This window comes from Streptomyces sp. Xyl84 (genome assembly GCF_059731885.1).
Genome location: NZ_AP029182.1, coordinates 3,603,288 through 3,627,777, shown reverse-complemented (window position 1 = coordinate 3,627,777; position 24,490 = coordinate 3,603,288). Strand labels below are relative to the sequence as shown.

Here is a 24,490-nt window from a genome sequence, read left to right as displayed (position 1 = left end):
TGCGGGGCTTTCGCGTTCCCGGTGACGTTTCCCGCTCCCGACAGGGCCCTCACTCCTGTGAGGAAGGTCTCAGGAGGGGCGCGTCACCCGGCGCGCCACAGCGCGGGGACGTGGGGCGGCTCCCAGCCCGTCATGGAGGTGTGGGCCTGGACACAGGTGTAGCCGGCACCGCCGTACGTCACCCGGTCGCCCGCCGCGTAGGAGTGTCCCGGGACCCAGGTGCCGCCCGGCGGGTCGGTCGGCGGGTCGGTGGGGCCGCCGGGGCCGGGGGTCCCGGTGACGTCCAGCACGAAGTCGAACGTCCCCTCCTTGCCGCCGCCGGCGCCGCGCACGTTCATCAGCAGCGCCGCGTCGAACAGCGTGTCCGTGTTGTTGCGGGGCTCACCGGGGAAGTAGAGCTGGGTCGTGAGCACCGGCTGACCGGGCGCCTGCGCCTTGACGTGGATGTGCCGGGTGCGGCCCGGGTAGAGCCCCGGGACGATCGTGGTCAGGGAGAAGGCTCCCTTGCCGTCCGTGAACTGGTGGCCGCGCAGGGTGTACCCGGCCATGTCGTAGTTCCCGGCGTCGTCCGCCTGCCAGAAGTCCAGCAGGACCCCGGAGAGCGGCACGCAGTTGCGGCCGAAGACGTAGCCGCTGACGGTCAGCGGGGTGCCGTTGATGCCCGACGTCACCAGGTTCGTGCGCAGCGGGGAGTTCGGCTTGAAGTACGGGCCCTCGATCTGGTCGTGGGTGGGGCCGTCGCCGTCGTCGCAGGTGGGCGTCGCGGGCAGGGTGGCGCCCCGGCCCGCGGAGTCCCGGGCGAGCGCGACCGTGCCCGTGAGCAGCGGGATGGCGGCACCGGCGGCGACGGCCGCCTTCAGCAGGCTCTTGCGGCTGATCATGCGGTCCGCCGCGGGGACGGGGCCGGGCCTGGAGCTGGAGCCGGGGCCGGGGCCGGGGACGTCCGGATCGGTTGGTGTCATGGCGGGTTCCTCGGTCTCCTCGGTGGGGGAAGAAGGACGGGACGTGCATGACACGGAGCGCGCCCGCCGCGCGGGGCAGGCTGTGTTCTGGTCGGGCGGACGCGCTCCGGCGGTGATCGCGGACGACTGTAATCGCGCTGGTGACGGGCGAGGAGATACCGCCCGGCCCTCTGCATGGCGTTATGTGCGGGGGTGGGGGCGCGGGGATGGGGGCCGCGGGCGCGGGGTGGCGGGGTGCGCGGTGGCGGCGGGGCGCGGGGGTGAGGGGGGCGAGGGACGGTTGGGCGAGGGGCCGGCGGGGAGCGGCGGCCCGGCCTGGGGCAGGCGGGGGTGCGGCGGTTCGGGGTCGGCGGGGCCGGGTGGGGGTACCGGGGGCTGGGTCGGTGGGTCGGGGTGGGGGTGCGGTGGCGAGGCTGGGCGGGTGTGTGGCGGTCGGTGGCGGCCGGGGCAGGTGAGGGTGCGCGGCGGGGGCAGGGAGGGGTGCGCGGGGGCGTGCGCGGTGGGCGTGTACGGGGCGTGCGGGCCGCTGTAGCGTCGGGGCGCGCCGCATCGGCGGCGGGGCACGAACTGGAGCGGGAGGGGCGGTTGTTGATGAGCGGGGACACCGGGGCCGGGGCGGGAACGGGATCGGGTTCGGGCGGCGGGAGCGGGGAGCGTGCGGGGCGGGTGCCGGTGGTGCCCGGGTTCGCACGGTGGCCCGCCGAGGGGTCGCCCAAGGCGGAGGGCAAGGCGCTGCGCAAGCGCGTCGCGCGGTCCGCGCACGCCGTGTTCGAGACGGACCCGGGCCGGCCGGGCGCGGTCGCGGCCGTCGAGGAGTCCAACCACGGCCGGATACCCGACCTGATACCGATCCGGGTGGGGAGGATGGCGGCCACGCCGTTCGCCTTCCTGCGCGGCGCGGCGGGCCTGATGGCGTACGACCTCGCCCGTACCCCCGCGACCGGCGTCCTCGCCCAGATCTGCGGCGACGCCCACGCGGCCAACTTCGGTCTGTACGGCGACGCCCGCGGCGGCCTCGTCATCGACCTCAACGACTTCGACGAGACGGTGCGCGGCCCCTGGGAGTGGGACCTCAAGCGGCTCGCCGCCTCCCTGGTGCTCGCCGGCCGGGAGGCGGGCTGCGACGAGGACAGCTGCCGTGAGGCCGCCCAGGACGCGGTGGGCGCCTACCGGCGCACCATGCGGCTGCTGGCCCGGCTCCCCGTCCTGGACGCCTGGAACGCCATCGCCGACGAGGAACTCGTCTCCCACTCCGACGCCCACGACCTGCTCGGCACCCTGGAACGCGTCTCGGAGAAGGCGCGGGCCAACACCAGCGGGCGGTTCGCGGCCAAGTCGACCGAGCGGACCGCGGACGGCGGCCGGCGCTTCGTGGACGCCCCGCCGGTGCTGCGCCGGGTCCCGGACGCGGAGGCCGCGGCGGTGGCCGCCTCGCTGGAGCAGTACCTGGCCACGCTCTCCGAGGACCGGCTCCCGCTGCTGGCCCGGTACGCCGTGCACGACGTGGCGTTCCGGGTGGTCGGCACCGGCAGTGTGGGCACCCGGTCGTACGTGGTGCTGCTGCTGGACCACCGGGGTGAGCCGCTGGTGCTCCAGGTGAAGGAGGCCCGGCCGTCGGCGCTGCTGCCGCACCTGCCGGTGGTTTCCGGGGCCGGGGAGGCCGGTACGGCCGAGACGGCCCACGAGGGCCGGCGGGTGGTGCTCGGGCAGAAGCGGATGCAGGTGGTCAGCGACATCCTGCTGGGCTGGACGACCGTCGGCGGGCGGCCCTTCCAGGTGCGGCAGTTCCGCAACCGCAAGGGCAGCGTCGACCCCGCCGCGCTGCCCGCCGACCAGATCGACGACTACGGCCGGATGACCGGTGCGCTGCTGGCCCGCGCCCACGCGCACAGCGCCGATCCGCGGCTGATCGCCGGCTACTGCGGCAAGAACCAGGAGCTGGACGAGGCGGTCGCCGCCTTCGCCGTCGCCTACGCGGACCGTACCGAGGCGGACCACGCGGACCTGGTCGCCGCGGTGCGGACGGGAAGGGTCGCGGCCGAGATGGGCGTGTAGATCCGGCAAAGGGCACGGATCGAGATGAGGGACTGGCCCGGGAGGAGGGTGCAGGCGGGATCAGGGTGGGGGCCGGGCGGAGGGGGCAGGCCGGGGAGAGGCCTCGGTGGCGCGGGCCGCGGGTCGCCGTGGCCTACGCTGGTCGGGTGACGACCCCGGAAGCTGAGCAGGGTGGCGTTGCCGGAGCGGACCGGGCGACGTCCGAGAGTGCTGCGGCGCGGCCCGAGGAGCGGTTGGAGCGAGCCGTACGGGCCGCCGAGCAGGCGCTCATCGAGTACGAGATCGCGGTGGAGACCTTCCGGGTGGAGATCGAGAACTTCTCCCGGCTGCACCACCAGCGGCTCGGCCCGCTCTACGCCCGCCTCGAGGAACTGGAGGCCCAGATCGCCGAGGCGCGGGCCGCCCGCACCGGCGACCCCGAGGACCTGCGCACGGCGCAGGAGGCGCGGGCCCGGCTGACGCCGATCCCCGGCGTCGAGGAGCTGCTGCACGGCTGGATGGACGGGGACGGCCTGTTCCCGGAGGCCGCGGCGATGCTCACCGACCGGCCGGTGCGGCCCCCGCAGCGGGTACGGCCCAGCGAGGAGGCCCGCGGTCTCTACCGCGAGCTGGTGCGCAAGGCCCATCCCGACCTGGCCCAGGAGGAGGGCGAGCGGCAGCGCCGGGAGGAGTTCCTCACCCGGGTCAACGCCGCCTACGCCCGTGGCGACGAGAAGGAGCTGCGCGAGCTGGCCGAGGAGTGGGCCGCCGGACCGGCCCCCGCCGAGCAGGCACCGAGCCGCGCCGAGGAGCTGTACGCCCGCCTGGAGTGGCTCGCCCAGCGCAAGGAGATGCTCACGCTCTTCGCCAAGGAGCTGGAGGACAGCGCGATCGCGGCGATGCTCAGGATCGCTCCCGACGACCCCGACGGGCTGCTCGAGCAGATCGCCGGGCAACTGCGCGACGACGTGGCGCGACGGGAGTCGCAGCTCGCCGAAGTGCAGGGCGGCCTCTGAGGCCGCCGAGCCCCGGCCGGCGGCAGCCGGAACGCGGCACCGCCCGGAAAGGCCGGAACTCGGCACCGGCCGGAAAGGCCGGAACTCGGCGGCGGCCCGGCGAACCCGGCCGCGGCTCCCCGCGCGGCGACCGCTGTGCGGGGCGCGTCGGGTAGCGTCGGACCCATGCGTTTCGGAGCTGGTGTACCCACGGTGGAGGTCACGGACCTCAAGGACGGCGACTTCATGCTGGACGTCCGCGAGGACGACGAATGGCAGGCGGGACATGCCGAGGGGGCGCTGCACATCCCCATCAGCGACTTCGTCGCCCGCTACGGCGAGCTGACCGAGGCGGCGCCGCAGGACGGGCGGGTCCACGTGATCTGCCGTTCGGGCGGCCGCTCGGCCCAGGTCACGATGTACCTGGTCCAGCAGGGCATCGACGCGGTGAACGTGGACGGCGGCATGCAGGTCTGGGCCGCCTCGGGCCGGGCCGTGGTGACCGACGGGGGAGACCCGGGCCACGTCCTGTGACGGCCGGGCCGCCTGCTTCGGCGGCCGGGCTGCGCCCTGCGTTTGCCGCGATCTGACACTCGGCGGCCGGGCGGCGTCCTGCGCCTGCCGGGATCTGTCCCTCGGCGGCTGCCGACTGCCGCGCCGGTCGGACCCGCCCCTCGGCGACCGGACCACGTGCTCCGGGGGACGATCCCGTGCTCCGGGGGCCGGTCCGCCCCTTTCGCGGCCGCGGCCCGGGCCGCGGGGGCCCGGCCCGTTGTTCAGCGGTCGAAGTCCAGTTCCACCTGCTCCGTCGCGGGGTGCGACTGACACGCCAGGACGTATCCCGCGTCCGTCTCCTCCGGCTCCAGCGCGAAGTTGCGGTCCATGCGCACCTCGCCCGTGACCAGGAAGGCCCGGCAGGTCCCGCACACGCCGCCCTTGCAGGCGTACGGCGCGTCGGGCCGGTTGCGCAGCACCGTGTCCAGCAGGCTCTCCCCGTCCCGCACCGGCCACGTCCCGCCACGGCCGTCGAGCCGGACGGTGACCGTGCTGTGCGCGGGCGCCGTCGCGGACGGCACGGGCCCGGCGCCCGTACCGGCGTCCACGTGGAAGATCTCCTCGTGGACCCGGGCCCGGGGCACCCCCAGGGCGCGCAGCGCCCGCTCGGCCCCCTGCACCAGCCCGTACGGGCCGCACAGGAACCAGCCCCGCACGTCGGGCAGCGGCAGCAGCGCCGGCAGCAGCGCCGTGAGCCGCTCCTGGTCGAGGCGGCCGGAGGGCAGCCCCGCCTGCTGCTCCTCCCGGGAGAGGACCGTCACCAGGTGCAGCCGCCGCGGGTAGCGGTCCTTCAGGTCGGCGACCTCTTCCAGGAACATCGTCGACGCGGTCGTCCGGTCGCTGCGTATCAGGCAGAACCGGGCGCCGGGTTCGCGGGCCAGCAGGGTGGAGACGATGGACAGCACCGGTGTGATGCCGCTGCCGCCGACGACCGCCGCGTACAGTCCGGGGGCGGGCTCCAGCGTGAACCGGCCGGCCGGGGTCATCACCTCCAGCTCGTCCCCGACGGCGATCTCCTTCAGCGCGTACGCCGAGAAGGCACCGCCCTCCACCAGCCGCACGCCGACCCGCAGGGTCCGCGGTCCCTCGCCCGCCGGGTCGGGGGCCGGTGAGCAGATCGAGTACGTCCGCCGTACGTCGACGCCGTCGGCCACCCGGCGCAGGGCGAGATGCTGGCCCGGCGCGTGCCGGTACTCCTCGCGCAGCTCCGGCGGCACCGCGAGGGTGAGGGCGACGGAGTCCTCGGTGAGGCGGTCGACCGCTGTCACGGGCAGCCGGTGGAAGCGGGCCATCACACCTCCTTGAAGTGGTCGAACGGTTCCCGGCAGGCCAGGCAGCGGTACAGCGCCTTGCACGCGGTGGAGGAGAACCGGCTGAGCATCTCGGTGTCGGCGGATCCGCAGGAGGGGCAGCGGAGCGGCTCGGACGGCGCGGTCTCCCCGGGCGGTGTCCGGCCCGCCGGCGCGTGTTCCGCGGGGGCCAGGTGCGCTGCCGCCCCATCGGCGCGGGTTCGGGTCGGGCCGAGTTCCAGCGGGACGGACGCCGAGGGGGTGCGCACGCGCGGCGGCGCTATGCCGAACTCCCGCAGCTTGCGCCGTCCTTCGTCGGTGATGTCGTCCGTCGACCAGGCCGGGGAGAGCACCGTGCGCACGGCGACCTCCCGCATGCCGTGCTCGCGCAGCACCCGCTCGATGTCCAGGGACATGGTCTCGATCGCCGGGCAGCCGGTGTAGGTGGGGGTCAGCTCGACGTCCACCGCGTCCGTGCCGCGCAGGTGCACCGCGCGGACCACGCCCAGTTCCTCCAGGGTGAGGACGGGCAGTTCCGGGTCGGGCACCGAGCCGGCCAGGCGGAGCAGTTCGGCTTCGAGCGGGGTGGTCGTGGTCACCATGACGCCCCCGGGTGGCTGCGGTGCAGGTGCTGCATCTCGGCGAGCATCCGTCCGAACGGTTCGGTGTGCAGGCCCTGCCGGCCCGCGCCCGCCGCCCACGCCCCGGTCCGCGGGCCCTCGGGCAACGTCAGCGTGGCCCGGTCCAGTACGGCCGTCACGGATTCCAGCCAGGTGGTCTCCAGGCCGGACCAGTCGACGTCCAGGCCGGGCACCGGCTGGAACATCTCGCCGGTGAACCGCCACAGCGCGGTGAGGGCGTGGCTCATCCGCTCGTGGCTGACGTCGGTGCCGTCGCCGAGGCGCAGTGTCCACTGCTCGGCGTGGTCGCGGTGGTAAGCGACCTCTTTGACGGCCTTCCCGGCGAGCGGTGCGAACGGCCCGTCGGTCTCGGCCAGCCGGGCGTACAGCAGGTGCTGGTAGGTGGAGAAGTACAGCTGGCGGACGATCGTGTGTGCGAAGTCGCCGCCCGGCTGCTCGACGAGCTGGAGGTTGGTGAAGGCGCGCTCCTCGCGCAGGTAGGCCAGTTCGTCCTCGTCCCCGACCAGGGACAGCAGGACGCGGGCCTGACCCAGCAGGTCGAGGGCGATGTTGGCGAGGGCGACCTCCTCCTCCAGGGCGGGCGCGTGCCCGACCCACTCCCCCAGCCGGTGGGAGAGCACCAGGGCGTCGTCGCCCAGGGCCAGGGCCGCGGTGGCGGTGGCCGTGGTGGGGGCGGTGGGCGTCACAGGTGCTTCACCCCTTCCGGGATCTCGTAGAAGGTCGGGTGCCGGTAGGGCTTGTCGGCGGACGGCTCGAAGAAGGGGTCCTTCTCGTCCGGGGAGGAGGCGGTGACCGCCGCGGACGGGACGACCCAGATCGAGACGCCCTCGCCGCGCCGCGTGTACAGGTCGCGGGCGTTGCGCAGGGCCAGTTCCGCGTCCGGGGCGTGCAGGCTGCCGGCGTGGGTGTGGGACAGCCCGCGCCGGGAGCGCACGAAGACCTCCCACAGGGGCCAGTCGGTGTTCGTCATGCCTGCTCCGCTCCTGTCGTGCCGCCGTGTCCCGTCCCGCCGGCGCGCTTGGCGGCGTGGGCCGCGGCGGCCTCCCGGACCCAGGCGCCCTCGTCATGGGCCCGGCGGCGCTGGGTGATGCGCTGTTCGTTGCACGGGCCGTTGCCCTTGAGGACGTCCCAGAACTCGGTCCAGTCGATGGTGCCGAAGTCGTGGTGTCCCCGCTCCTCGTTCCACTTCAGGTCGGGGTCGGGCAGCGTGAGGCCGAGGGACTGGGCCTGGGGGACGCAGATGTCGACGAAGCGCTGGCGCAGCTCGTCGTTCGAATGGCGTTTGATCTTCCATTCCATGGACTGCGCGGAGTGCTGGGAGGCGTCGTCGGGCGGGCCGAACATCATCAGCGACGGCCACCACCAGCGGTCCACCGCGTCCTGCGCCATCGCGTGCTGCTCGGGCGTGCCCCGGCTCAGGGTGAGCAGCAGCTCGTAGCCCTGGCGCTGGTGGAAGGACTCCTCCTTGCAGATACGGACCATCGCGCGGGCGTAGGGGCCGTAGGAGCAGCGGCACAGGGGGACCTGGTTGGTGATCGCCGCGCCGTCCACCAGCCAGCCGATCGCGCCCACGTCCGCCCAGGTGAGAGTGGGGTAGTTGAAGATCGAGGAGTACTTCTGGCGGCCGCTGTGCAGCTTGTCGAGCAGTTCCTCGCGGCTGGTGCCCAGCGTTTCGGCCGCGCTGTACAGGTACAGGCCGTGTCCGGCCTCGTCCTGGACCTTGGCCAGGAGGATGGCCTTGCGGCGCAGGGACGGCGCCCGCGTGATCCAGTTGGCCTCCGGCTGCATGCCGATGATCTCGGAATGGGCGTGCTGCGCGATCTGCCGGACCAGTGACGCCCGGTAGGCGTCCGGCATCCAGTCCCTCGGCTCGATGCGCTCGTCCGCGGCCAGGGTCGCCTCGAACGCGCGCCGGCGGTCGTCGGCTCCCGCGGCGGCGCCCGGCGCATCGCCCGCCGGGGCGCCGGCCGTCTGCTGTGCGGCTGCTGTCGCCATGCGGTCCCCCTCGACCTCGGTCTGCTCCGTACTCTCCCGACCGATCGTTCGGTTCGGTGGAATTCCATGGTGCGGTCCGCCGCCGTAGGGTGTCAACCGCTGTGGACAACTGAGGGCGTGCCCTGTGGACGGAGCGGTTGGACGCCGGTCCGTCGGCGCCTGTTCGGGGCGGGTGGGCCAAGGGCGGCAGAGCGGTACGAAAGCGGACCGCGGCCGAGCGGGGGCGGGGCCGGGGGCTGTGCCGCGCGGGCGGCCCTGAGTACCGTTCCGTGCGGCGCCCGGGGCCGGGCGGCGCGGGCGGGGCGTACGCACCCGGCGTCCTCGGGGCGGCCGGCGCACGCACGTCCGGCACGGACCGGAATCAGGAGACGGGGCGGAATGGAAGCGTACGACGGGGATGCGAACGCCCCGGGCGGCCCGGACGGGCCTGTGGCACCGGGCGGGCCCGGTCCCGCGGCTGCGGCCGTCGGCGGATCCGGGGAACCGCACCCGCCGACGGAACCGGGCCGTCCGTCCGGCTCGCCGGGCCGGACCGCCGCCGTACCGGAGGGGTCGCCGGCCGCAGCGGCACCTGGAGCACCCGCGGCACCGCCCGCTCCCGCCCGGTCGGGACCGACCGGCCCGTCGGGCGCCCCGGACGCCTCCGACTCGTCCCGTCCCTCCCCGGCCGGTCCCTCCCTGTCCCCTCCCTCCCCGGCCGGTCCCTCCCTGTCCCCTCCCTCCGGTCCTTCCCTGACCTCTTCCTCCGCTCCCTCCGCTTCCTTCGCACCGGGTGGCGGCGCCGGCCGGGACGCGGGAGACGGGGACGGGGACGGGACTGTCCGCGCCGGGATCGACATCGCCGGGCTGTCCCCGCGCTACGGGATCGCCGCCCTCCTGGCGCTCGCCGTCGTGGCGGTGGTCGCCTGCGTGCACGTCGGGATGGTGTTCCTGCACGTCGCTCCGTCGAACACCCTGACGAAACAGCACGGCAAGGCCATCGACGAATGGATCTACCCGGAGTTCGAGCAGAACTGGAAGCTGTTCGCGCCCAACCCGCTGCAGCAGAACATCGCCGTGCAGGTGCGGGCCGAGACCCGCGGGCAGGACGGCAGCGGCCGCACCACCGGCTGGTACGACCTGTCGGCGCAGGACGGCCGGGCCATCGACGGCAACCTGCTGCCCAGCCACACGGAGCAGAACGAGCTGCGCCGCGGCTTCGACTTCTACGTCTCCTCGCACGACCAGCAGAACCGCCCGATCGGGCTGCGCGGCACGCTGTCGCAGCAGTACCTGCGCCGGATCGTCGTCCTGCGCCTGGACCGCGGGCAGGTGGCCGGGCCGGGCGGGGCCGTCGAACGCGTCCAGGTGCGCGTGCGCACCGCCGCCGTCCCGCCGCCCGCCTGGAGCGGGGAGAGGGCGTCGGCCACGGCCTCGTACCGCACGCTGCCCTGGTGGTCCGTCCCGGCCGGTGAGGCCGCGGGAGGTGTCGGGTGAACAGCCTCACGCTCACGGCCTCCCGGGGGATCAGCCGGGTCACCGAAGCGGCTCTGGGCCCCTGGCAGACGGCCGTGACACGCATCGGCTTCTCCGCGACCTGGCTGCTGTTCCTGCTGCGCGAGCTGCCGCACCGCCAGGAGATGTACGGCCCCGACGGGCCGTGGAACTGGGATCTCGCGCGGCGGCTGACCGACGACAACGGCGCCTTCACGGTCCTGATGTGGTTCCGCGGCCGGTTCTGGTTCGAGACCGTCTACCTGCTGGCGGTGCTCGCCGCCCTGCTGCTGATGCTGGGCTGGCGCACCCGCACGATGTCTGTGCTGTTCATGCTCGGTGTGCTCTCGCTGCAGAACCGCAGCATCTTCATGGGCGACGGCGGGGACAACGTCCTGCACCTGATGGCGGTGTACCTGGTCTTCACCCGCTGCGGGCAGGTGTGGTCGCTGGACGCGCGGCGGGCCGCACGGGCCCGGGCGGCCCGCGCGCGGGGGGAGCGGCTGCCCGACCGGGCCGGCCCCGTCCTGTGGTGCGTGCTCGGTGCGGCACTGATCGCGGTCACCGCGGCGGGCCGCGTCCAGGGCGAGTGGCTGATACCCGCGCTCCTGTGGGGCATGTGGGCGGCCCAGGGGGTGTACTGGCTGGTCGGGCGACGAGCGCGGTCGGCCGAGCCGCGCCTGCTGCTCGACGTCGTCGGCAACATCGTGCACAACGCCGCCCTGTTCGTGATCATGGCCGAGGCGTGTCTGATCTACGCGACGGCCGGCTGGTACAAGATCCAGGGGTCGCGCTGGCAGGACGGCACCGCCGTGTACTACCCGCTCCACCTGGACTACTTCTCGCCCTGGCCGGCACTGGCCGATCTGCTGTCCTCCAGCGGGACGATGATGATGCTCGTCACCTACGGGACGGTGATCGTGCAGGTCGCCTTCCCGTTCACGCTGTTCAACCGGCGGGTGAAGAACGTCCTGCTCGTGGCCATGATGACCGAGCACGCGGTGATCGCCGTCGTCCTCGGGCTGCCGTTCTTCTCGCTGGCGATGATCGCGGCGGACGCGGTGTTCCTGCCGACGCCCTTCCTGCGCAGGCTGGGCGATGCGGCGGCACGCGCGTGGGCGCGGCTGCCGCGGCGCGCGGGCCGCCCGGTGCCCGGGCAGCCGCACTCACCGGAGGAGAGCGAACCCGCCCGCGTAGGCTTCCCCGCATGAACGACCCCGTGGGCACCTGGCACCGGCTCGCCGGCGGTGCCGTCCTGCTCGACGGCTTCCACGCCCTCAAGCACGCGCTGCGCTTCGGCGCCGAGGTCCCGGTGGCGGTGGCCGCCGACCGGGCGGCGGCACTCGCCCTCGCCGACGAGCTGGCCCCCGACGTACGGGACGCCCTGGACGGTCTGCTGACCGAGGTGCCGCGGCAGACGTACGCGTCGCTCGTGCCGCGCCCGCATCCCACGGCGGTCGCCGCGCTGGCCGTACGGCCCGCTCGGGAGGCCGGACTGCGGGCGCTGGCGCACACGCCCCGCAGCGCGCCCGTCATCGTGCTGGACCAGCCGCGCAACCTGGGCAACGCCGGCGCGGTGATCCGGCTGGCGGCCGGTTTCGGCGCGACCGGCGTGGTCACCACGGGCACCCTCGACCCGTGGCACCCGACCGTGGTGCGGGGCGGGGCCGGGCTGCACTTCGCGACGGTCGTGGAGCGGCTGACCGTGCAGACGCTCCCGCCCGGCCCGCTGTTCGCGCTCGACCCGGAGGGCGAGGACATCCGCGGGCTGGAACTGCCCGACGAAGCCGTCCTCGCCTTCGGCTCCGAGCGCAGCGGGCTGACCGCCGAGCTGCGCGAGCGCACCGACCACCTGGTGGCCCTGCCGATGCGCCCCCAGGTCTCCAGTTACAACCTCGCCACCAGTGTGGCGATGACGCTGTACCACTGGAGCGCCGGCGGGGGCGCACCCGCGCGCTGAGGGGCCGGCCCCGGGAGGGCTCAGGCCTGGCGGCGGACCTCCACCACCCTGAAGCGGTTCGCCACGAACGCGCCGTCGGTGAGGGCGGCGTTGGCCGCGGGGTTGCCGCCCGAGCCGTGGAAGTCGGAGAAGGCGGCCGTCTGGTTGACGTACACCCCGCCGGTGAGGTTCAGCGAGAGCTGGGCGGCCTCCTCCAGGCAGACCTCCTGCACCGCCTGCTCGACCTCCTCGTCCGTCGTGTAGGCGCCCACCGTCATGGCGCCCTTCTCGCGGACCGTGCGCCGCAGCAGTTCCACCGCGTCGGCGGCCGAGTCGACGGCGACCGCGAAGGAGACCGGTCCGAAACACTCGCTCAGGTAGGCGGCCTCGGCGTCCGGCTTGCTGCCGTCCAGCTTCACGATCACGGGGGTGCGGACCACCGCGTCCGGGAAGTCGGGGTGGGTGACCTCGCGGGAGGCGAGGGCGACCTCGCCGAGGGCCGCGGCGGCCTCCAGGCGGGCCTTGACGTCCGGGTTGACGATCGCGCCGAGCAGCGCGTTGGCGCGGGCGTCGTCGCCGAGCAGGGCGTCGACCGCCTTCGCGAGGTCGGCGGCCACCTCGTCGTAGGACTTGGGGCCCTCGTCGGTGCGGATGCCGGCGCGGGGGATCAGCAGGTTCTGCGGGGTGGTGCACATCTGGCCGCTGTACAGGGACAGCGAGAAGGCCAGGTTGGCGAGCATCCCCTTGTAGTCGTCCGTCGACTCCACGAGCACGGTGTTGACGCCGGCCTTCTCCGTGTACACCTGGGCCTGGCGGGCGTTGGCCTCCAGCCAGTCGCCGAAGGCCGTGGAGCCGGTGTAGTCGATGATGCGGATCTCGGGGCGGGTGGCCAGTGTCCTGGCGATGCCCTCGCCGGGGCGCTCGGCGGCCAGGGCCACCAGGTTGGCGTCGAACCCGGCCTCGGCGAGCACCTCGCGGGCGGTCTTCACCGTGAGGGCGAGCGGCAGCACCGCGCGCGGGTGCGGCTTGACCAGGACCGCGTTGCCGGTGGCCAGGGAGGCGAACAGGCCCGGATAGCCGTTCCACGTCGGGAAGGTGTTGCAGCCGATGACCAGGGCGATGCCCCGGGGGACCGGGGTGAACGCCTTGGTGAGGGCGAGCGGGTCGCGCTTGCCCTGTGGCTTGGTCCACTCGGCGGTGTCCGGGGTGCGCACCTGCTCCGCGTACGCGTACGCCACCGCTTCCAGGCCGCGGTCCTGGGCGTGCGGGCCGCCCGCCTGGAACGCCATCAGGAAGGCCTGGCCGGAGGTGTGCATCACGGTGTGCGCGAACTCGTGGGTCCGCTCGGAGATCCGCTTGAGGATCTCCAGGCAGACCGCCGCGCGGGCCTCGGCGCCCGCGTCGCGCCAGGCCCGCTGCCCTGCCCTCATGGCGGGCAGCAGGACGTCGATGTCCGCGTGCGGGTAGGTCACGCCCAGGTCGATGCCGTAGGGCGAGACCTCGCCGCCCACCCAGTCGTCGGTGCCGGGCTGGCCGAGGTCGAGGCGGGTGCCCAGCAGGGCGTCGAAGGCGGCCTTGCCCGCGGCGGCGTCCAGGCTGCCGTGCTCGCCGTAGGCCTTGGGGTGCTCGGGGTGGGGCGACCAGTACGCGCGCGTGCGGATCGCCTCCAGCGCCTGGTCGAGAGTGGGCCGGTGGCGGGCGATCAGCTCGTGCGTCGTCGGTTCGGCGGCCATGCGGGACCAACTCCTTGTCTCGAGAGCTCCTCGTCGAGCTCAGACCTGGCAGAAACATGGGCAGGGACGGCCGGTCAGGGTTAGAGTAACCGAACGATCGGTCGGGACAAGGGGGTCCGCCGTATCTGTGGAGAAGTCGGGCCAGGGGGGTCCGCCGCGCCTGCGGAAAACGCCGTGCGGGAGGATCGCGCACATGACAGCACTGGACCTCAGCAGCCCCGTGGCCGTCGTCGGCACCGGCACCATGGGCCAGGGCATCGCCCAGGTCGCGCTGGTCGCGGGTCACGCCGTACGCCTGTACGACGCCGTGCCCGGGCGGGCCGCCCAGGCGGCCGCCGCGATCGGCGCCCGGCTCGACCGGCTCGTCGAGAAGGACCGCCTCACCGGGGCCGATCGGGACGCGGCCCGCGCCCGCCTGCAGCCCGCCGAAAGCCTCGCCGAGCTGGCCGACTGCTCCCTGGTCGTCGAGGCCGTACTCGAACAGCTGGACGCCAAGCAGGAGCTGCTGAAGGACCTGGAGGGCATCGTCACCGACGACTGCCTGCTCGCCACCAACACCTCCTCCCTGTCGGTCACCGCGATCGGCGGCGCGCTGCGCAACCCCGGCCGCTTCGTCGGCCTGCACTTCTTCAACCCGGCGCCGCTGATGCCGCTGGTGGAGGTCGTCTCCGGGTTCGCCACCGACGTCACGTCCGCCACGCGCGCGTACGAGACGGCCCGGGCCTGGGGCAAGACCCCGGTCGCCTGCGCCGACACCCCCGGCTTCATCGTCAACCGCATCGCCCGCCCCTTCTACGCGGAGGCGTTCGCCGTCCACGAGGGCCAGGCCGCCGATCCGGCCACCATCGACGCGGTGCTGCGCGAGTCCGGCGGGTTCAGGATGGGCGCCTTCGAGCTGACCGACCTCATCGGCCAGGACGTCAACGAGTCCGTGACGCACTCCGTGTGGCGCTCCTTCTTCCAGGACGTGCGCTTCACGCCCTCGCTCGCCCAGCGGCGCCTGGTGGAGTCGGGCCGGCTCGGCCGCAAGAGCGGCCGCGGCTGGTACGACTACGCCGACGGCGCCGAGCGCCCCGAGCCGCACACCGCCGAGCCCGCCCGGCCGCCCGCCCACGTCGTCGCCGAGGGCGACCTGGGCCCGGCGGCGGAGCTGCTCACCCTCATCCGCGAGGCGGGCATCCCCGTCCGCGAGGAGGACGAGGACCACGGCACCCGCCTGGTGCTGCCGAGCGGCGGCCAGCTGGTCCTCGCCGACGGGCAGACCTCGGTGGAGTTCCGGGACGTCGTCTACTTCGACCTGGCGCTCGACTACCGCCGCGCCACCCGCATCGCCCTGTCCGCCTCCCAGGACACCGCCCCGCAGACCCTCGCGGAGGCCACCGGCCTCTTCCAGGCGCTCGGCAAGGACGTCAGCGTCATCGGCGACGTGCCCGGCATGATCGTCGCCCGCACGGTCGCCAGGATCGTCGACCTGGCGCACGACGCCGTGGCCAAGGGCGTCGCCACCGAGGAGGACATCGACACCGCGATGCGCCTGGGCGTCAACTACCCCCTGGGCCCCTTCGAGTGGAGCCGCCGGCTCGGCCGCACCTGGGCCTACGGCCTCCTGGACGACCTGCACCTGCGCGACCCGTCCGGACGCTACGCCCCCTCGCTCGCGCTGTACCGCCACGCGTACGCCACCGACAAGCGGGAGTCCGCCTCATGACCACCGCCCGACGCGACACGTACACGCCGCAGACGCTGCTCTCGGTGGCCGTGCGGGTCTTCAACGAGCGCGGCTACGACGGCACCTCCATGGAGCACCTGTCCAAGGCGGCCGGCATCTCCAAGTCGTCGATCTACCACCACGTCGCCGGCAAGGAGGAACTGCTGCGCCGTGCGGTCACCCGGGCACTCGACGGCCTCTTCGGGATCCTCGACGAGGAGCACGCGCGCGCGGGAAGTGCCGCCGCCCGCCTGGAGTACGTCGTGCGGCGCATGGTCGAGGTGCTCATCGCCGAACTCCCCTACGTGACCCTGCTGCTGCGGGTGCGGGGCAACACCGAGACCGAGCGCTGGGCGCTGGAACGGCGCCGCGAGTTCGACCACCGGGTGGCCGCGCTGCTCAAGGCGGCGGCGGCCGAGGGCGACGTGCGCGGCGACGTGGAGGTGCGGCTCGCCACGCGACTGGTCTTCGGGATGATCAACTCGATCGTGGAGTGGTACCGGCCCGACGTGCGCGGGGCCGGCGAGCGCGAAGTGGGCGACGCGGTCGTCCGGCTGGTCTTCGGCGGGCTGCGGCAGTCCGGCTGACCCCTGGGGAGGGTGAGTACGGGGGCGGGACGGGGCGCGCCAGGGTGAGTACGGGGGCGGGACGGGGCGCGCCAGGGTGAGTACGGGGGCGGGCGAGGTGCCGGGAGGGATGAGTACGGCGTCCGATGTCCCGGCCGGCCGCCCGGTGATGAGCTGGGCGCATGCTTCGCGACGAACCGCGGCCGGGGGCCGCACACCCCACCTGGTGGAAGGCGCCGTTCGCGGCCACCGTGATCGGCCTGCCGTTCCTCGTGTGGGAGTACTGCTGGTTCTCCTCGGGTGACGGCGCCGGCTCCTTCGGCGGCATCCTCTACTGGGCGTGCGGCCTGCTGGCCCTCGCCTGGGTGCTGCCGCACCGCCGGTCCGTGCGGACCGCGCGGGTGCTGACCGCCGGCGCCGGACTGGGCTGCGCACTGCTGCCGGGGATGATGGCCGTGCTGCTGGTCGGGGCGGTGGTCGCCTCGTCCTGACGTGCCGTGCGCACCGTCACCCCTGCGGTTCGAGGTCCTCCTCCTCGAACACCAGCAGCGTGCGGGTGCTGAGCACCTCCGGGATCGCCTGGAGCCGGGTCAGCACCACCTCGCGCAGCGCCCGGTTGTCCGGCGTGTGCACCAGGAGCAGGACGTCGTAGTCTCCCCCGACCAGGGCGATGTGGGAGGCACCCGGCAGCCGGCGCAGCTGGTCGCGCACGGTGCGCCAGGAGTTCTGCACGATCTTCAGCGTAATGTACGCGGACGTGCTCTGCCCCGCGCGCTCGTGGTCGACCCGGGCGCCGAAACCGCGGATGACGCCGTCCTCGACGAGGCGGTTGATACGGGCGTAGGCGTTGGCGCGCGAGACGTGGACCCGTTCGGCGACCGACCGTATCGAGGCGCGGCCGTCCGTCTGGAGCATCCGCAGGATGTCCTGGTCGATGGCGTCGAGCGGGCGCGGCGGCGGGGCGGTGCCGACGGCGTCCTCCGGACGCTCGGCGCTCTCGCCCCCGCGTTCCGCGTTCTCCGCCCTGCGTTCCGCGCTCTCGCCCCTGCGCTCGCCGTTCTCCGTCCCTCGCCCGGCGTTGTCGGCCATTCGTTCAGACGGCATGTCCCCCCGCCTCTCCACCATGGACGTACTGCATCCATCCCAGGCTGTGGAGAACCGTTTGTCCACAGCCTGGGGCCGCCTGTAGCCAAAATGTGCCGACGACCGAACAATCGGTAGGTGGGGCGCGTCACAGCCGACGCGTCTCCCGTAGCCACTCCCACGAGGAGGTGCCCGCCATGACGGTCATGGAGCAGCGGGGTGCGTACCGGCCATCGCCGCCGCCCGCCTGGCAGCCCCGTACCGACCCCGCGCCGCTGCTGCCCGACGCGGAGCCCTACCGCGTTCTGGGCACGGAGGCGGCCGCGAAGGCCGACCCGGAGCTGCTGCACCGTCTGTACGCGCACCTGGTGCGCGGACGCCGGTACAACACGCAGGCCACCGCCCTCACCAAGCAGGGACGCCTCGCCGTCTACCCGTCCAGCACCGGCCAGGAGGCCTGCGAGGTCGCCGCGGCCCTCGCCCTCCAGGAACGCGACTGGCTCTTCCCGAGCTACCGCGACACGCTCGCCGTGGTGGCCCGCGGCGTCGACCCCGTCGAGGCCCTGACGCTGCTGCGCGGGGACTGGCACACCGGCTACGACCCGCGCGAGCACCGGATCGCCCCGCTGTCCACCCCCCTGGCCACCCAGCTCCCGCACGCCGTGGGCCTCGCCCACGCCGCCCGGCTCAAGGGCGACGACGTGGTCGCGCTGGCGATGGTCGGCGACGGCGGCACCAGCGAGGGCGACTTCCACGAGGCGCTGAACTTCGCCGCCGTCTGGCAGGCCCCGGTCGTCTTCCTGGTGCAGAACAACGGCTTCGCCATCTCCGTACCGCTCGCCAAGCAGACGGCGGCGCCCTCCCTGGCCCACAAGGCCGTCGGGTACGGCATGCCCGGCCGCCTGGTCGACGGCAACGACGCCGTCGCCGTCCACGAGGTGCTCACCGACGCCGTACGGCACGCGCGCGCGGGAGGCGGTCCGACCCTGGTCGAGGCGGTGACGTACCGGATCGACGCCCACACCAACGCCGACGACGCCACCCGCTACCGCGGCGACGCCGAGGTCGAGGCCTGGCGCGACCACGACCCGGTGAAGCTGCTGGAACGCGAGCTGTCCGGGCGCGGCCTGCTCGACGAGGACACCGTCACGGCCGTGCGCGAGGACGCCGAGGCGATGGCCGCGCGGCTGCGCGAGCGGATGAACCAGGACCCGCCGCTCGACCCCATGGACCTGTTCGCCCACGTCTACGCCGAGCCGACGCCGCAACTGCGCGAGCAGCAGGCCCTGCTGCGGGCCGAGCTGGCGGCCGAGGCGGAGGAAGGCGGGGCCCGATGACCACCGTCGCCCTCAAGCCGGCCACCATGGCGCAGGCCCTCACGCGCGCGCTGCGCGACGCCATGGCCGCCGACCCCGCCGTGCACGTCATGGGCGAGGACGTCGGCACGCTCGGCGGTGTCTTCCGCGTCACCGACGGGCTCGCCGAGGAGTTCGGCGAGGACCGCTGCACCGACACACCGCTGGCCGAGGCGGGCATCCTCGGCACCGCGGTCGGCATGGCGATGTACGGGCTGCGCCCGGTCGTCGAGATGCAGTTCGACGCGTTCGCCTACCCGTCGTTCGAGCAGCTCGCCAGCCACGTCGCGAAGATGCGCAACCGCACGCGCGGGAAGCTGCCCCTGCCGCTGACCGTCCGCATCCCCTACGGCGGCGGCATCGGCGGCGTCGAGCACCACAGCGACTCCTCCGAGGCGTACTACATGGCGACTCCGGGGCTCCATGTCGTCACGCCCGCGACCGTCGCCGACGCCTACGGGCTGCTGCGCGCCGCCATCGCCTCCGACGACCCCGTGGTCTTCCTCGAACCCAAGCGGCTGTACTGGTCGAAGGACTCCTGGAACCCGGAGGACCCGCGGCCCGTGGAGCCGATCGGCCGCGCCGTGGTGCGGCGCACCGGCCGCAGCGCCACGCTCATCACCTACGGCCCGTCCGTGCCGGTCTGCCTGGAAGCCGCCGAGGCCGCCCGCGCCGAGGGCTGGGACCTGGAGGTCGTCGACCTGCGCTCGCTGGTGCCGTTCGACGACGAGACGGTGTGCGCGTCGGTACGGCGCACCGGGCGCGCGGTCGTCGTCCACGAGTCGGGTTCCTTCGGCGGGCCGGGCGGGGAGATCGCCGCCCGCGTCACCGAACGCTGCTTCCACCACCTGGAGGCGCCGGTGCTGCGGGTGGCCGGGTTCGACGTCCCCTACCCGCCGCCCATGCTGGAGCGGCACCACCTGCCCGGCGTCGACCGGATCCTGGACGCCGTCGCGCGGCTGCAGTGGGAGGCGGAGGGCTGATGGCGCAGGTGCTGGAGTTCAGGCTCCCCGACCTCGGGGAGGGGCTCACCGAGGCGGAGATCGTCCGCTGGATGGTCGAGGTCGGCGACGTGGTCGCCGTGGACCAGCCGGTCGTCGAGGTCGAGACGGCCAAGGCGATGGTCGAGGTGCCCTGCCCCTACGGGGGCGTGGTCACCGCCCGCTTCGGCGAGGAGGGGGCCGAGCTTCCGGTGGGCGCACCCCTGCTGACCGTCGCGGTGGGGGAGTCCGCGGCGAGCCCCGGACCGGCCGCCGCGGGAGGCGCCGGCGGGAGCGCCGGCGGCTCGGGCGGCGGCAGTGACGCGGGCGGCGGCAGTGACGCGGGCGGGAGCAGTGGCCCGGGCGGGGGCGGCGGATCCGGCAACGTCCTGGTCGGGTACGGCACGGCCGAGGCCCCGGCGCGCCGCCGCAGGGTCCGGGCGGTGCCCGGCGCCACGGCCGCCGCCGGCCGGCGGCCCGCCGCTGACGGTGCGCCCGCTGCCGGCGCCCCCGGTGCCTCGCGTGCGGCTTCCGTCCCGGGCACGGCCGTGTCCGGGCGGCCGGCCGACGGCCCGGTCCCGGTGATCTCCCCGCTCGTGCGCAGACTCGCCCGGGAGCACGGACTGGACCTGCGGCAGTTGCCGGGCTCCGGCCCCGACGGGCTCATCCTGCGCTCGGACGTCGAAGCGGCCCTCAAGGCGGCCTCCACGGCCCCGGCCGCCCTCACGGGCCTGGTGGCGGACCCCACGGGCCCGTCCGCGTCCGGTACCTCCGCGTCCGGTGCCGGTCGCGCGCCCGGAGCCGTCGCCGGAACCGGCGTTCCCCTCAAGGGCGTGCGCGGGGCCGTCGCCGACAAGCTCTCCCGGAGCCGCCGCGAGATCCCCGACGCGACCTGCTGGGTGGACGCCGACGCCACGGAACTCCTGCGCGCCCGGGCGGCGATGAACGCCGCGGGCGGCCCGAAGATCTCCCTGCTCGCCCTCCTCGCCAGGATCTGCACCGCCGCGCTCGCCCGCCACCCGGAGCTGAACTCCACGGTCGACACGGAGGCCAGGGAGATCGTCCGGCTCGACCAGGTCCACCTGGGCTTCGCCGCGCAGACCGAACGCGGGCTCGTCGTACCGGTCGTACGGGACGCGCACGCGCGCGGTGCCGAGGCGCTGACGGCCGAGTTCGCCCGGCTCACCGAGGCGGCCCGCACCGGCACCCTCACACCGGGGGAACTCACCGGCGGGACCTTCACGTTGAACAACTACGGCGTGTTCGGCGTCGACGGCTCGACACCGATCATCAACCACCCCGAGGCGGCCATGCTCGGCGTCGGCCGGATCGTCCCCAGACCCTGGGTGCACGAGGGCGAACTGGCGGTCCGGCAGGTCGTCCAGCTCTCGCTCACCTTCGACCACCGGGTGTGCGACGGCGGCACGGCGGGCGGATTCCTGCGCTACGTGGCCGACTGCGTGGAACAGCCGGCGGTGCTGCTGCGCACCCTGTGAGGGCGTGCCCGCGGGGCGCGCTCCCGCCGGGCGTGTCCCCGTGACACGCGTCGGGTGACGCGCCCCCTGCGACGGCAGGTCGCCGGGCGGACAGGGGACCGCCCGTGTTCCCCGGCCCGAGGAGGAGGACATACTCGGGGGGTGACCGCCTACGAGGACCCCGGCGACCGGGACACCCCGGCCGGCGACCCGGCGCCGGACCCGGCCCATGACGCCGTCGTGCTCGCCGGTGGATCCGCGCGGCGGCTCGGCGGCGCCGACAAGCCCGGCGTACGCGTCGGCGGCCGGGCCCTGCTCGACCGGGTGCTCGGCGCCTGCGCCGACGCGCGCACCACCGTCGTCGTGGCCGACCCGCGGCCCACGGCGCGCCGCGTGCGATGGGCGCGCGAGGAACCGCCCGGCGGCGGCCCCCTCGCCGCGCTCGCCGCGGGTCTGCGGCACACCACGGCGGACCTGGTCGTCGTCCTCTCCGCGGACCTGCCGTTCCTGCGGCCCCGGACGGTACGGCGGCTGCTCACAGACCTGCGCGCGAGCCGCGCCGACGGGGCGCTGCTCACCGACGCAGACGGCCGCGACCAGCCGCTCGTGGCGGCCTACCGTGCACCCGCGCTGCGCCGGCGGCTGGCCGTGCTCACCCGCGAGAACGGCACCCTCACCGGCCTTCCGCTGCGCCGGCTGACCGCGGCGCTCGACCTCACCCGGGTCCGCGACGACGTCGCCTCTTTCGACTGCGACACCTGGGACGACATCGCCACCGCCAGAGCACGCATCAGGGAGCATGGGCACGTGCTGGATGAATGGATTTCCGCAGTCAAGGACGAGCTGGGCATCGACCTGGACGTCGACACCGGCGTACTGCTCGACCTCGCGCGCGACGCCGCCCACGGTGTGGCCCGGCCCGCGGCGCCCCTGACCACCTTCCTCGTCGGCTACGCCGCCGCCCGCGCCGGAGCCGGCCCCGAGGCGGTCGCCGAGGCCGCCCGCAAGGCCGCGGCGCTGGCCCTGCGCTGGGCGGAGGAGGACAGTGCGGGGAAGGAGCCCGACGTGGCTCCCGACGCCACGCCCGACACGCGCCCGGACGCCTGATGACGGCCCGCGGCGTGCAGGCCGGCGAGGACGCCGAGGACCTCGACGTCGAGGAGGCGCTCGCGCTCGTGAACCAGGGCACCGGCCACTTCCCCGGCGACAACCCCCACTTCCCCGGCACCCCGGCCCCCGGCATGCCCGGACCTGCCTCCGGCGGCCGCGTCTCCCCCGCCGGGCAGGGCCGGGACGCCGGGCCCGGCTCCGGCGCGGCCCCGCACGACGGTCCGCACGCCGCGCGGACCGGACCGCAGGGCCACGCGCACGCCACCCCCTGGCCCCGGGCCCGCGACATCGCGGCCCGTGCCGTCCGCGCCGCCGCCCACCGCACCGCGCTCTCGGTCCCCCTGGACACCGCCCTCGGCCTGGTCCTGGCCGAGCCCCTCGCCGCCCTCACCGACCTGCCCTCCTTCGACACCTCCGCGATGGACGGCTGGGCGGTCGCCGGGCCCGGCCCCTGGGACGTCCGCGAGGGCGGCTCTCTCGCCGGGCACGCCCAGGCCGACCCGCTGACCGACGGCGAGGCCGTGGGGATCGCGACCGGCGCGCGCATCCCGCAGGACACCACCGCGGTGCTGCGCACCGAGCACGGCCGTACGGACGCCAAGGGCAAGCTGCACTCCGTCCGCGACCTCGGCCACGGCCAGGACATCCGCCCCCGCGGCCAGGAGTGCCGCAGCGGAGAGCAGTTGCTTCCCGCCGGCACCCTGGTGACACCGGCCGTGCTGGGCCTCGCCGCGGCCGCCGGGTACGACACCCTCACCGCCGTGCCCCGGCCGCGGGCCGACGTCTTCGTCCTCGGGGACGAACTGCTCACCGAGGGCCTGCCGCACGACGGGCGGATCCGGGACGCGCTCGGACCGATGCTGCCGCCGTGGCTGCGCGCGCTCGGCGCCGAGGTGGCCTCCGTGCGCCGTATCGGCGACGACGCAAAGGCCCTGCACCGGGCGCTCACCCGGTCCGAGGCCGACCTCGTCGTCACCACCGGCGGAACCGCCGCCGGTCCCGTCGACCACCTGCGCCCCACCCTGCGCCGCATGGAGGCCGACCTGCTGGTGGACGGCGTCCGGGTCCGCCCCGGCCATCCCATGCTCCTGGCCCGCACCAAGGAGAACCAGCACCTCGTCGGCCTGCCCGGCAACCCCCTCGCCGCCGTCTCCGGTCTGCTCACGCTGGCCGAGCCGCTGCTGCGCGCCCTGGCCGCGCGTCCCGCCCCGGAGCCGTACACGATGCCGCTGCGGGACGGGGTGCACGGACATCCGGGCGACACCCGGCTCGTCCCCGTCGTCCTGCGCGGCGATCACGCGGCCCCGCTGCACTACAACGGGCCCGCCATGCTGCGCGGTGTCGCGGCGGCCGACGCCCTGGCCGTCGTACCGCCGGGTGGCCTGCGCGCCGGACAGGAGGCCGAACTGCTCGACCTGCCGTGGGCCGCCGCCGGAATCGGAGTGTGTTTCACGTGAAACTTCCGGGCCATGACGCGATCGCCCGTCAGGCGGACGAACACCTCGTGACCCATCGGGTGAAACTCCCGAGGAAACTGGTGGACCGCCCCATACGCCAGGTCGGAAAGCGACTGGCCATGGCGCTGCTGGTGCTGGTGGTGACGGTGGTGGTCGTCTACGCCGACCGTGACGGCTACCACGACAACGCCGACAGCTCCGTGGACCTCCTCGACGCGGCGTACTACGCGACGGTGACCCTCTCCACCACCGGGTACGGCGACATCACGCCCGTCAGCGACAGCGCCCGGCTCACCAACATCCTCGTCATCACGCCGCTGCGCGTGCTGTTCCTGATCATCCTCGTCGGCACCACGCTCGAAGTCCTCACCGAGCGCACCCGGGAGGAATGGCGCCTGAGCCGCTGGAGGGCCACCTTGCGCGAACACACCGTCGTCGTCGGGTTCGGTACGAAGGGGCGGTCGGCGATCCAGACCGTGTGCGCGACCGGGCTGAAGAAGCAGCAGGTCGTCGTGGTCGACCCGAGCGCGAAGGTGATCGACGCCGCCACGGCGGAGGGGTACGCGGGCATCGTCGGCGACGCCACCCGCAGCGAGGTGCTCAGACGCGCCGAGGTCCAGCGGGCGCGGCAGATCATCATCGCCACGCAGCGGGACGACACGGCGGTCCTGGTGACCCTGACGGCCCGGCAGCTCAACCGTGCCGCGAAGATCGTCGCCGCGGTGCGGGAGGAGGAGAACGCCCCGCTGCTCAAGCAGTCCGGCGCGGACGCCGTGATCACCAGCGCGAGCGCGGCGGGAAGGCTGCTGGGGCTCTCCGTGCTCAGCCCCGCCGCCGGCATGGTCATGGAGGACCTCATCCAGCAGGGCAGCGGGCTGGACATCGTCGAACGGCCCGTCATAAAGGCCGAGGCGGGACGCAGCCCGCGGGAGATCGACGACCTGGTGGTGAGCGTCGTCCGCGGCCACCGGGTCCTCGGCTACGACGACCCGGCCGCCGCCGCGCTGCAGCTGACGGACCGCCTGATCACGATCGTCCGGGCCACCCCCGGCTCGCAGGTCACCCCGGACACCCGCCCCCTGCCGCTGGACTGACCGCCGGGCCCTGGGAGCACCGCCCCGTCCGGCCGATCCGCGGCAC

General features: G+C 74.4%; 23 protein-coding genes. 15 read left to right on the top strand and 8 right to left on the bottom strand.

Annotated features, from left to right (window positions below; genetic code table 11):
• Nucleotides 1-83 precede the first annotated feature (83 nt).
• Nucleotides 84-962, bottom strand: a complete 879-nt coding sequence (locus tag AC6I72_RS15700) for a dioxygenase family protein (RefSeq protein ID WP_498001449.1) — start codon at nucleotides 960-962, stop codon at nucleotides 84-86.
• A gap of 591 nt (nucleotides 963-1,553) precedes the next feature.
• Here AC6I72_RS15700 and AC6I72_RS15695 point away from each other — a divergent pair.
• The 3 genes from AC6I72_RS15695 to AC6I72_RS15685 all read left to right on the top strand — a co-directional run bounded on the left by AC6I72_RS15695 (nucleotide 1,554) and on the right by AC6I72_RS15685 (nucleotide 4,525).
• Nucleotides 1,554-3,017 carry a DUF2252 domain-containing protein gene (locus tag AC6I72_RS15695; RefSeq protein WP_498001447.1) on the top strand — a complete coding sequence of 488 codons (1,464 nt, stop codon included), beginning with the start codon at nucleotides 1,554-1,556 and terminating at the stop codon, nucleotides 3,015-3,017.
• 146 nt (nucleotides 3,018-3,163) lie between these two features.
• Nucleotides 3,164-4,012, top strand: a complete 849-nt coding sequence (locus tag AC6I72_RS15690) for a hypothetical protein (RefSeq protein ID WP_498001446.1) — start codon at nucleotides 3,164-3,166, stop codon at nucleotides 4,010-4,012.
• 165 nt (nucleotides 4,013-4,177) lie between these two features.
• Entirely contained in the window at nucleotides 4,178-4,525 is a 348-nt protein-coding gene (locus AC6I72_RS15685) for a rhodanese-like domain-containing protein (RefSeq protein ID WP_498001445.1), read from the top strand.
• A 242-nt stretch (nucleotides 4,526-4,767) separates the two neighbouring features.
• Here the strand turns inward: AC6I72_RS15685 and AC6I72_RS15680 are convergent, their stop codons facing one another.
• Genes AC6I72_RS15680 through paaA form a run of 5 tightly spaced genes read right to left on the bottom strand, consistent with a single transcriptional unit; the run spans nucleotide 4,768 to nucleotide 8,471 of the window.
• Entirely contained in the window at nucleotides 4,768-5,838 is a 1,071-nt protein-coding gene (locus tag AC6I72_RS15680) for a 2Fe-2S iron-sulfur cluster-binding protein (protein ID WP_498001443.1), read from the bottom strand.
• Entirely contained in the window at nucleotides 5,838-6,434 is a 597-nt protein-coding gene (paaD, locus tag AC6I72_RS15675) for a 1,2-phenylacetyl-CoA epoxidase subunit PaaD (RefSeq protein WP_498004706.1), read from the bottom strand. Before paaD ends, AC6I72_RS15680 begins: the two co-directional genes overlap by 1 nt.
• Nucleotides 6,431-7,162, bottom strand: coding sequence for a 1,2-phenylacetyl-CoA epoxidase subunit PaaC (paaC, locus tag AC6I72_RS15670; protein ID WP_498001442.1), 732 nt, complete (start codon nucleotides 7,160-7,162; stop codon nucleotides 6,431-6,433). The genes paaD and paaC overlap by 4 nt, the downstream gene beginning before the upstream one ends.
• Complete coding sequence (gene paaB, locus AC6I72_RS15665; RefSeq protein WP_164372737.1) at nucleotides 7,159-7,446, bottom strand: 1,2-phenylacetyl-CoA epoxidase subunit PaaB; 288 nt, start codon at nucleotides 7,444-7,446, stop codon at nucleotides 7,159-7,161. Before paaB ends, paaC begins: the two co-directional genes overlap by 4 nt.
• Entirely contained in the window at nucleotides 7,443-8,471 is a 1,029-nt protein-coding gene (paaA, locus tag AC6I72_RS15660) for a 1,2-phenylacetyl-CoA epoxidase subunit PaaA (RefSeq protein ID WP_498001440.1), read from the bottom strand. Before paaA ends, paaB begins: the two co-directional genes overlap by 4 nt.
• An 891-nt stretch (nucleotides 8,472-9,362) precedes the next feature.
• Here paaA and AC6I72_RS15655 point away from each other — a divergent pair.
• The 3 genes from AC6I72_RS15655 to AC6I72_RS15645 are packed head-to-tail and all read left to right on the top strand — an operon-like array spanning nucleotide 9,363 to nucleotide 11,904.
• A complete protein-coding gene (locus tag AC6I72_RS15655) occupies nucleotides 9,363-9,947 on the top strand; it encodes a DUF5819 family protein (RefSeq protein WP_498001439.1) in 585 nt (194 codons plus the stop codon).
• The gene (locus AC6I72_RS15650) at nucleotides 9,944-11,155 is read left to right on the top strand and encodes an HTTM domain-containing protein (protein WP_498001438.1); all 1,212 of its coding nucleotides are present in this window, start codon (nucleotides 9,944-9,946) and stop codon (nucleotides 11,153-11,155) included. The genes AC6I72_RS15655 and AC6I72_RS15650 overlap by 4 nt, the downstream gene beginning before the upstream one ends.
• Nucleotides 11,152-11,904 (top strand): TrmH family RNA methyltransferase, encoded by a 753-nt coding sequence (locus AC6I72_RS15645; protein WP_498001437.1) that lies wholly within the window; start codon nucleotides 11,152-11,154, stop codon nucleotides 11,902-11,904. The genes AC6I72_RS15650 and AC6I72_RS15645 overlap by 4 nt, the downstream gene beginning before the upstream one ends.
• A gap of 20 nt (nucleotides 11,905-11,924) precedes the next feature.
• On the opposite strand, the gene paaN is transcribed toward AC6I72_RS15645, so the two are convergent.
• Nucleotides 11,925-13,616 carry a phenylacetic acid degradation protein PaaN gene (paaN, locus tag AC6I72_RS15640; RefSeq protein WP_498001436.1) on the bottom strand — a complete coding sequence of 564 codons (1,692 nt, stop codon included), beginning with the start codon at nucleotides 13,614-13,616 and terminating at the stop codon, nucleotides 11,925-11,927.
• Nucleotides 13,617-13,809: 193 nt separating this feature from the next.
• Between paaN and AC6I72_RS15635 the strand changes: the two genes are divergently transcribed.
• The 3 genes from AC6I72_RS15635 (at nucleotide 13,810) to AC6I72_RS15625 (ending at nucleotide 16,381) form a co-directional block, all read left to right on the top strand.
• Nucleotides 13,810-15,324, top strand: a complete 1,515-nt coding sequence (locus AC6I72_RS15635; RefSeq protein WP_498001435.1) for a 3-hydroxyacyl-CoA dehydrogenase — start codon at nucleotides 13,810-13,812, stop codon at nucleotides 15,322-15,324.
• Entirely contained in the window at nucleotides 15,321-15,911 is a 591-nt protein-coding gene (locus AC6I72_RS15630; RefSeq protein WP_498001434.1) for a TetR/AcrR family transcriptional regulator, read from the top strand. Before AC6I72_RS15635 ends, AC6I72_RS15630 begins: the two co-directional genes overlap by 4 nt.
• A gap of 161 nt (nucleotides 15,912-16,072) precedes the next feature.
• Nucleotides 16,073-16,381: a hypothetical protein gene (locus AC6I72_RS15625; protein WP_498001433.1), complete on the top strand. Its 309-nt coding sequence runs from the start codon at nucleotides 16,073-16,075 to the stop codon at nucleotides 16,379-16,381.
• 16 nt (nucleotides 16,382-16,397) lie between these two features.
• Here AC6I72_RS15625 and AC6I72_RS15620 read toward each other — a convergent pair whose 3' ends face one another.
• Nucleotides 16,398-16,994: an Lrp/AsnC family transcriptional regulator gene (locus AC6I72_RS15620; RefSeq protein ID WP_498001432.1), complete on the bottom strand. Its 597-nt coding sequence runs from the start codon at nucleotides 16,992-16,994 to the stop codon at nucleotides 16,398-16,400.
• A 176-nt stretch (nucleotides 16,995-17,170) separates the two neighbouring features.
• On the opposite strand from AC6I72_RS15620, the gene pdhA reads away from it, so the two are divergent.
• From pdhA to AC6I72_RS15590, 6 genes are all read left to right on the top strand, one after another.
• Nucleotides 17,171-18,310 (top strand): pyruvate dehydrogenase (acetyl-transferring) E1 component subunit alpha, encoded by a 1,140-nt coding sequence (gene pdhA / locus AC6I72_RS15615; protein ID WP_498001430.1) that lies wholly within the window; start codon nucleotides 17,171-17,173, stop codon nucleotides 18,308-18,310.
• Nucleotides 18,307-19,311 (top strand): alpha-ketoacid dehydrogenase subunit beta, encoded by a 1,005-nt coding sequence (locus tag AC6I72_RS15610; protein WP_498001429.1) that lies wholly within the window; start codon nucleotides 18,307-18,309, stop codon nucleotides 19,309-19,311. Before pdhA ends, AC6I72_RS15610 begins: the two co-directional genes overlap by 4 nt.
• Nucleotides 19,311-20,804, top strand: coding sequence for a dihydrolipoamide acetyltransferase family protein (locus AC6I72_RS15605; protein ID WP_498001428.1), 1,494 nt, complete (start codon nucleotides 19,311-19,313; stop codon nucleotides 20,802-20,804). The genes AC6I72_RS15610 and AC6I72_RS15605 overlap by 1 nt, the downstream gene beginning before the upstream one ends.
• Before the next feature lie 141 nt (nucleotides 20,805-20,945).
• Nucleotides 20,946-21,890 carry an NTP transferase domain-containing protein gene (locus tag AC6I72_RS15600; RefSeq protein WP_498001427.1) on the top strand — a complete coding sequence of 315 codons (945 nt, stop codon included), beginning with the start codon at nucleotides 20,946-20,948 and terminating at the stop codon, nucleotides 21,888-21,890.
• Nucleotides 21,890-23,350, top strand: a complete 1,461-nt coding sequence (locus tag AC6I72_RS15595; RefSeq protein ID WP_498001426.1) for a molybdopterin molybdotransferase MoeA — start codon at nucleotides 21,890-21,892, stop codon at nucleotides 23,348-23,350. Before AC6I72_RS15600 ends, AC6I72_RS15595 begins: the two co-directional genes overlap by 1 nt.
• Nucleotides 23,347-24,444 carry a potassium channel family protein gene (locus AC6I72_RS15590; protein WP_498001425.1) on the top strand — a complete coding sequence of 366 codons (1,098 nt, stop codon included), beginning with the start codon at nucleotides 23,347-23,349 and terminating at the stop codon, nucleotides 24,442-24,444. The genes AC6I72_RS15595 and AC6I72_RS15590 overlap by 4 nt, the downstream gene beginning before the upstream one ends.
• The last annotated feature ends 46 nt before the right edge of the window (nucleotides 24,445-24,490 follow it).

Coding starts and splice junctions, on each gene's coding strand:
- AC6I72_RS15700 (WP_498001449.1), bottom strand. CDS start 962: ATGACACCAACCGATCCGGACGTCCCCGGCCCCGGCCCCGGCTCCAGC.
- AC6I72_RS15695 (WP_498001447.1), top strand. CDS start 1,554: ATGAGCGGGGACACCGGGGCCGGGGCGGGAACGGGATCGGGTTCGGGC.
- AC6I72_RS15685 (WP_498001445.1), top strand. CDS start 4,178: ATGCGTTTCGGAGCTGGTGTACCCACGGTGGAGGTCACGGACCTCAAG.
- AC6I72_RS15680 (WP_498001443.1), bottom strand. CDS start 5,838: ATGGCCCGCTTCCACCGGCTGCCCGTGACAGCGGTCGACCGCCTCACC.
- paaB (WP_164372737.1), bottom strand. CDS start 7,446: ATGACGAACACCGACTGGCCCCTGTGGGAGGTCTTCGTGCGCTCCCGG.
- paaA (WP_498001440.1), bottom strand. CDS start 8,471: ATGGCGACAGCAGCCGCACAGCAGACGGCCGGCGCCCCGGCGGGCGAT.
- AC6I72_RS15645 (WP_498001437.1), top strand. CDS start 11,152: ATGAACGACCCCGTGGGCACCTGGCACCGGCTCGCCGGCGGTGCCGTC.
- paaN (WP_498001436.1), bottom strand. CDS start 13,616: ATGGCCGCCGAACCGACGACGCACGAGCTGATCGCCCGCCACCGGCCC.
- AC6I72_RS15635 (WP_498001435.1), top strand. CDS start 13,810: ATGACAGCACTGGACCTCAGCAGCCCCGTGGCCGTCGTCGGCACCGGC.
- AC6I72_RS15630 (WP_498001434.1), top strand. CDS start 15,321: ATGACCACCGCCCGACGCGACACGTACACGCCGCAGACGCTGCTCTCG.
- AC6I72_RS15625 (WP_498001433.1), top strand. CDS start 16,073: ATGCTTCGCGACGAACCGCGGCCGGGGGCCGCACACCCCACCTGGTGG.
- AC6I72_RS15620 (WP_498001432.1), bottom strand. CDS start 16,994: ATGCCGTCTGAACGAATGGCCGACAACGCCGGGCGAGGGACGGAGAAC.
- pdhA (WP_498001430.1), top strand. CDS start 17,171: ATGACGGTCATGGAGCAGCGGGGTGCGTACCGGCCATCGCCGCCGCCC.
- AC6I72_RS15610 (WP_498001429.1), top strand. CDS start 18,307: ATGACCACCGTCGCCCTCAAGCCGGCCACCATGGCGCAGGCCCTCACG.
- AC6I72_RS15605 (WP_498001428.1), top strand. CDS start 19,311: ATGGCGCAGGTGCTGGAGTTCAGGCTCCCCGACCTCGGGGAGGGGCTC.
- AC6I72_RS15595 (WP_498001426.1), top strand. CDS start 21,890: ATGACGGCCCGCGGCGTGCAGGCCGGCGAGGACGCCGAGGACCTCGAC.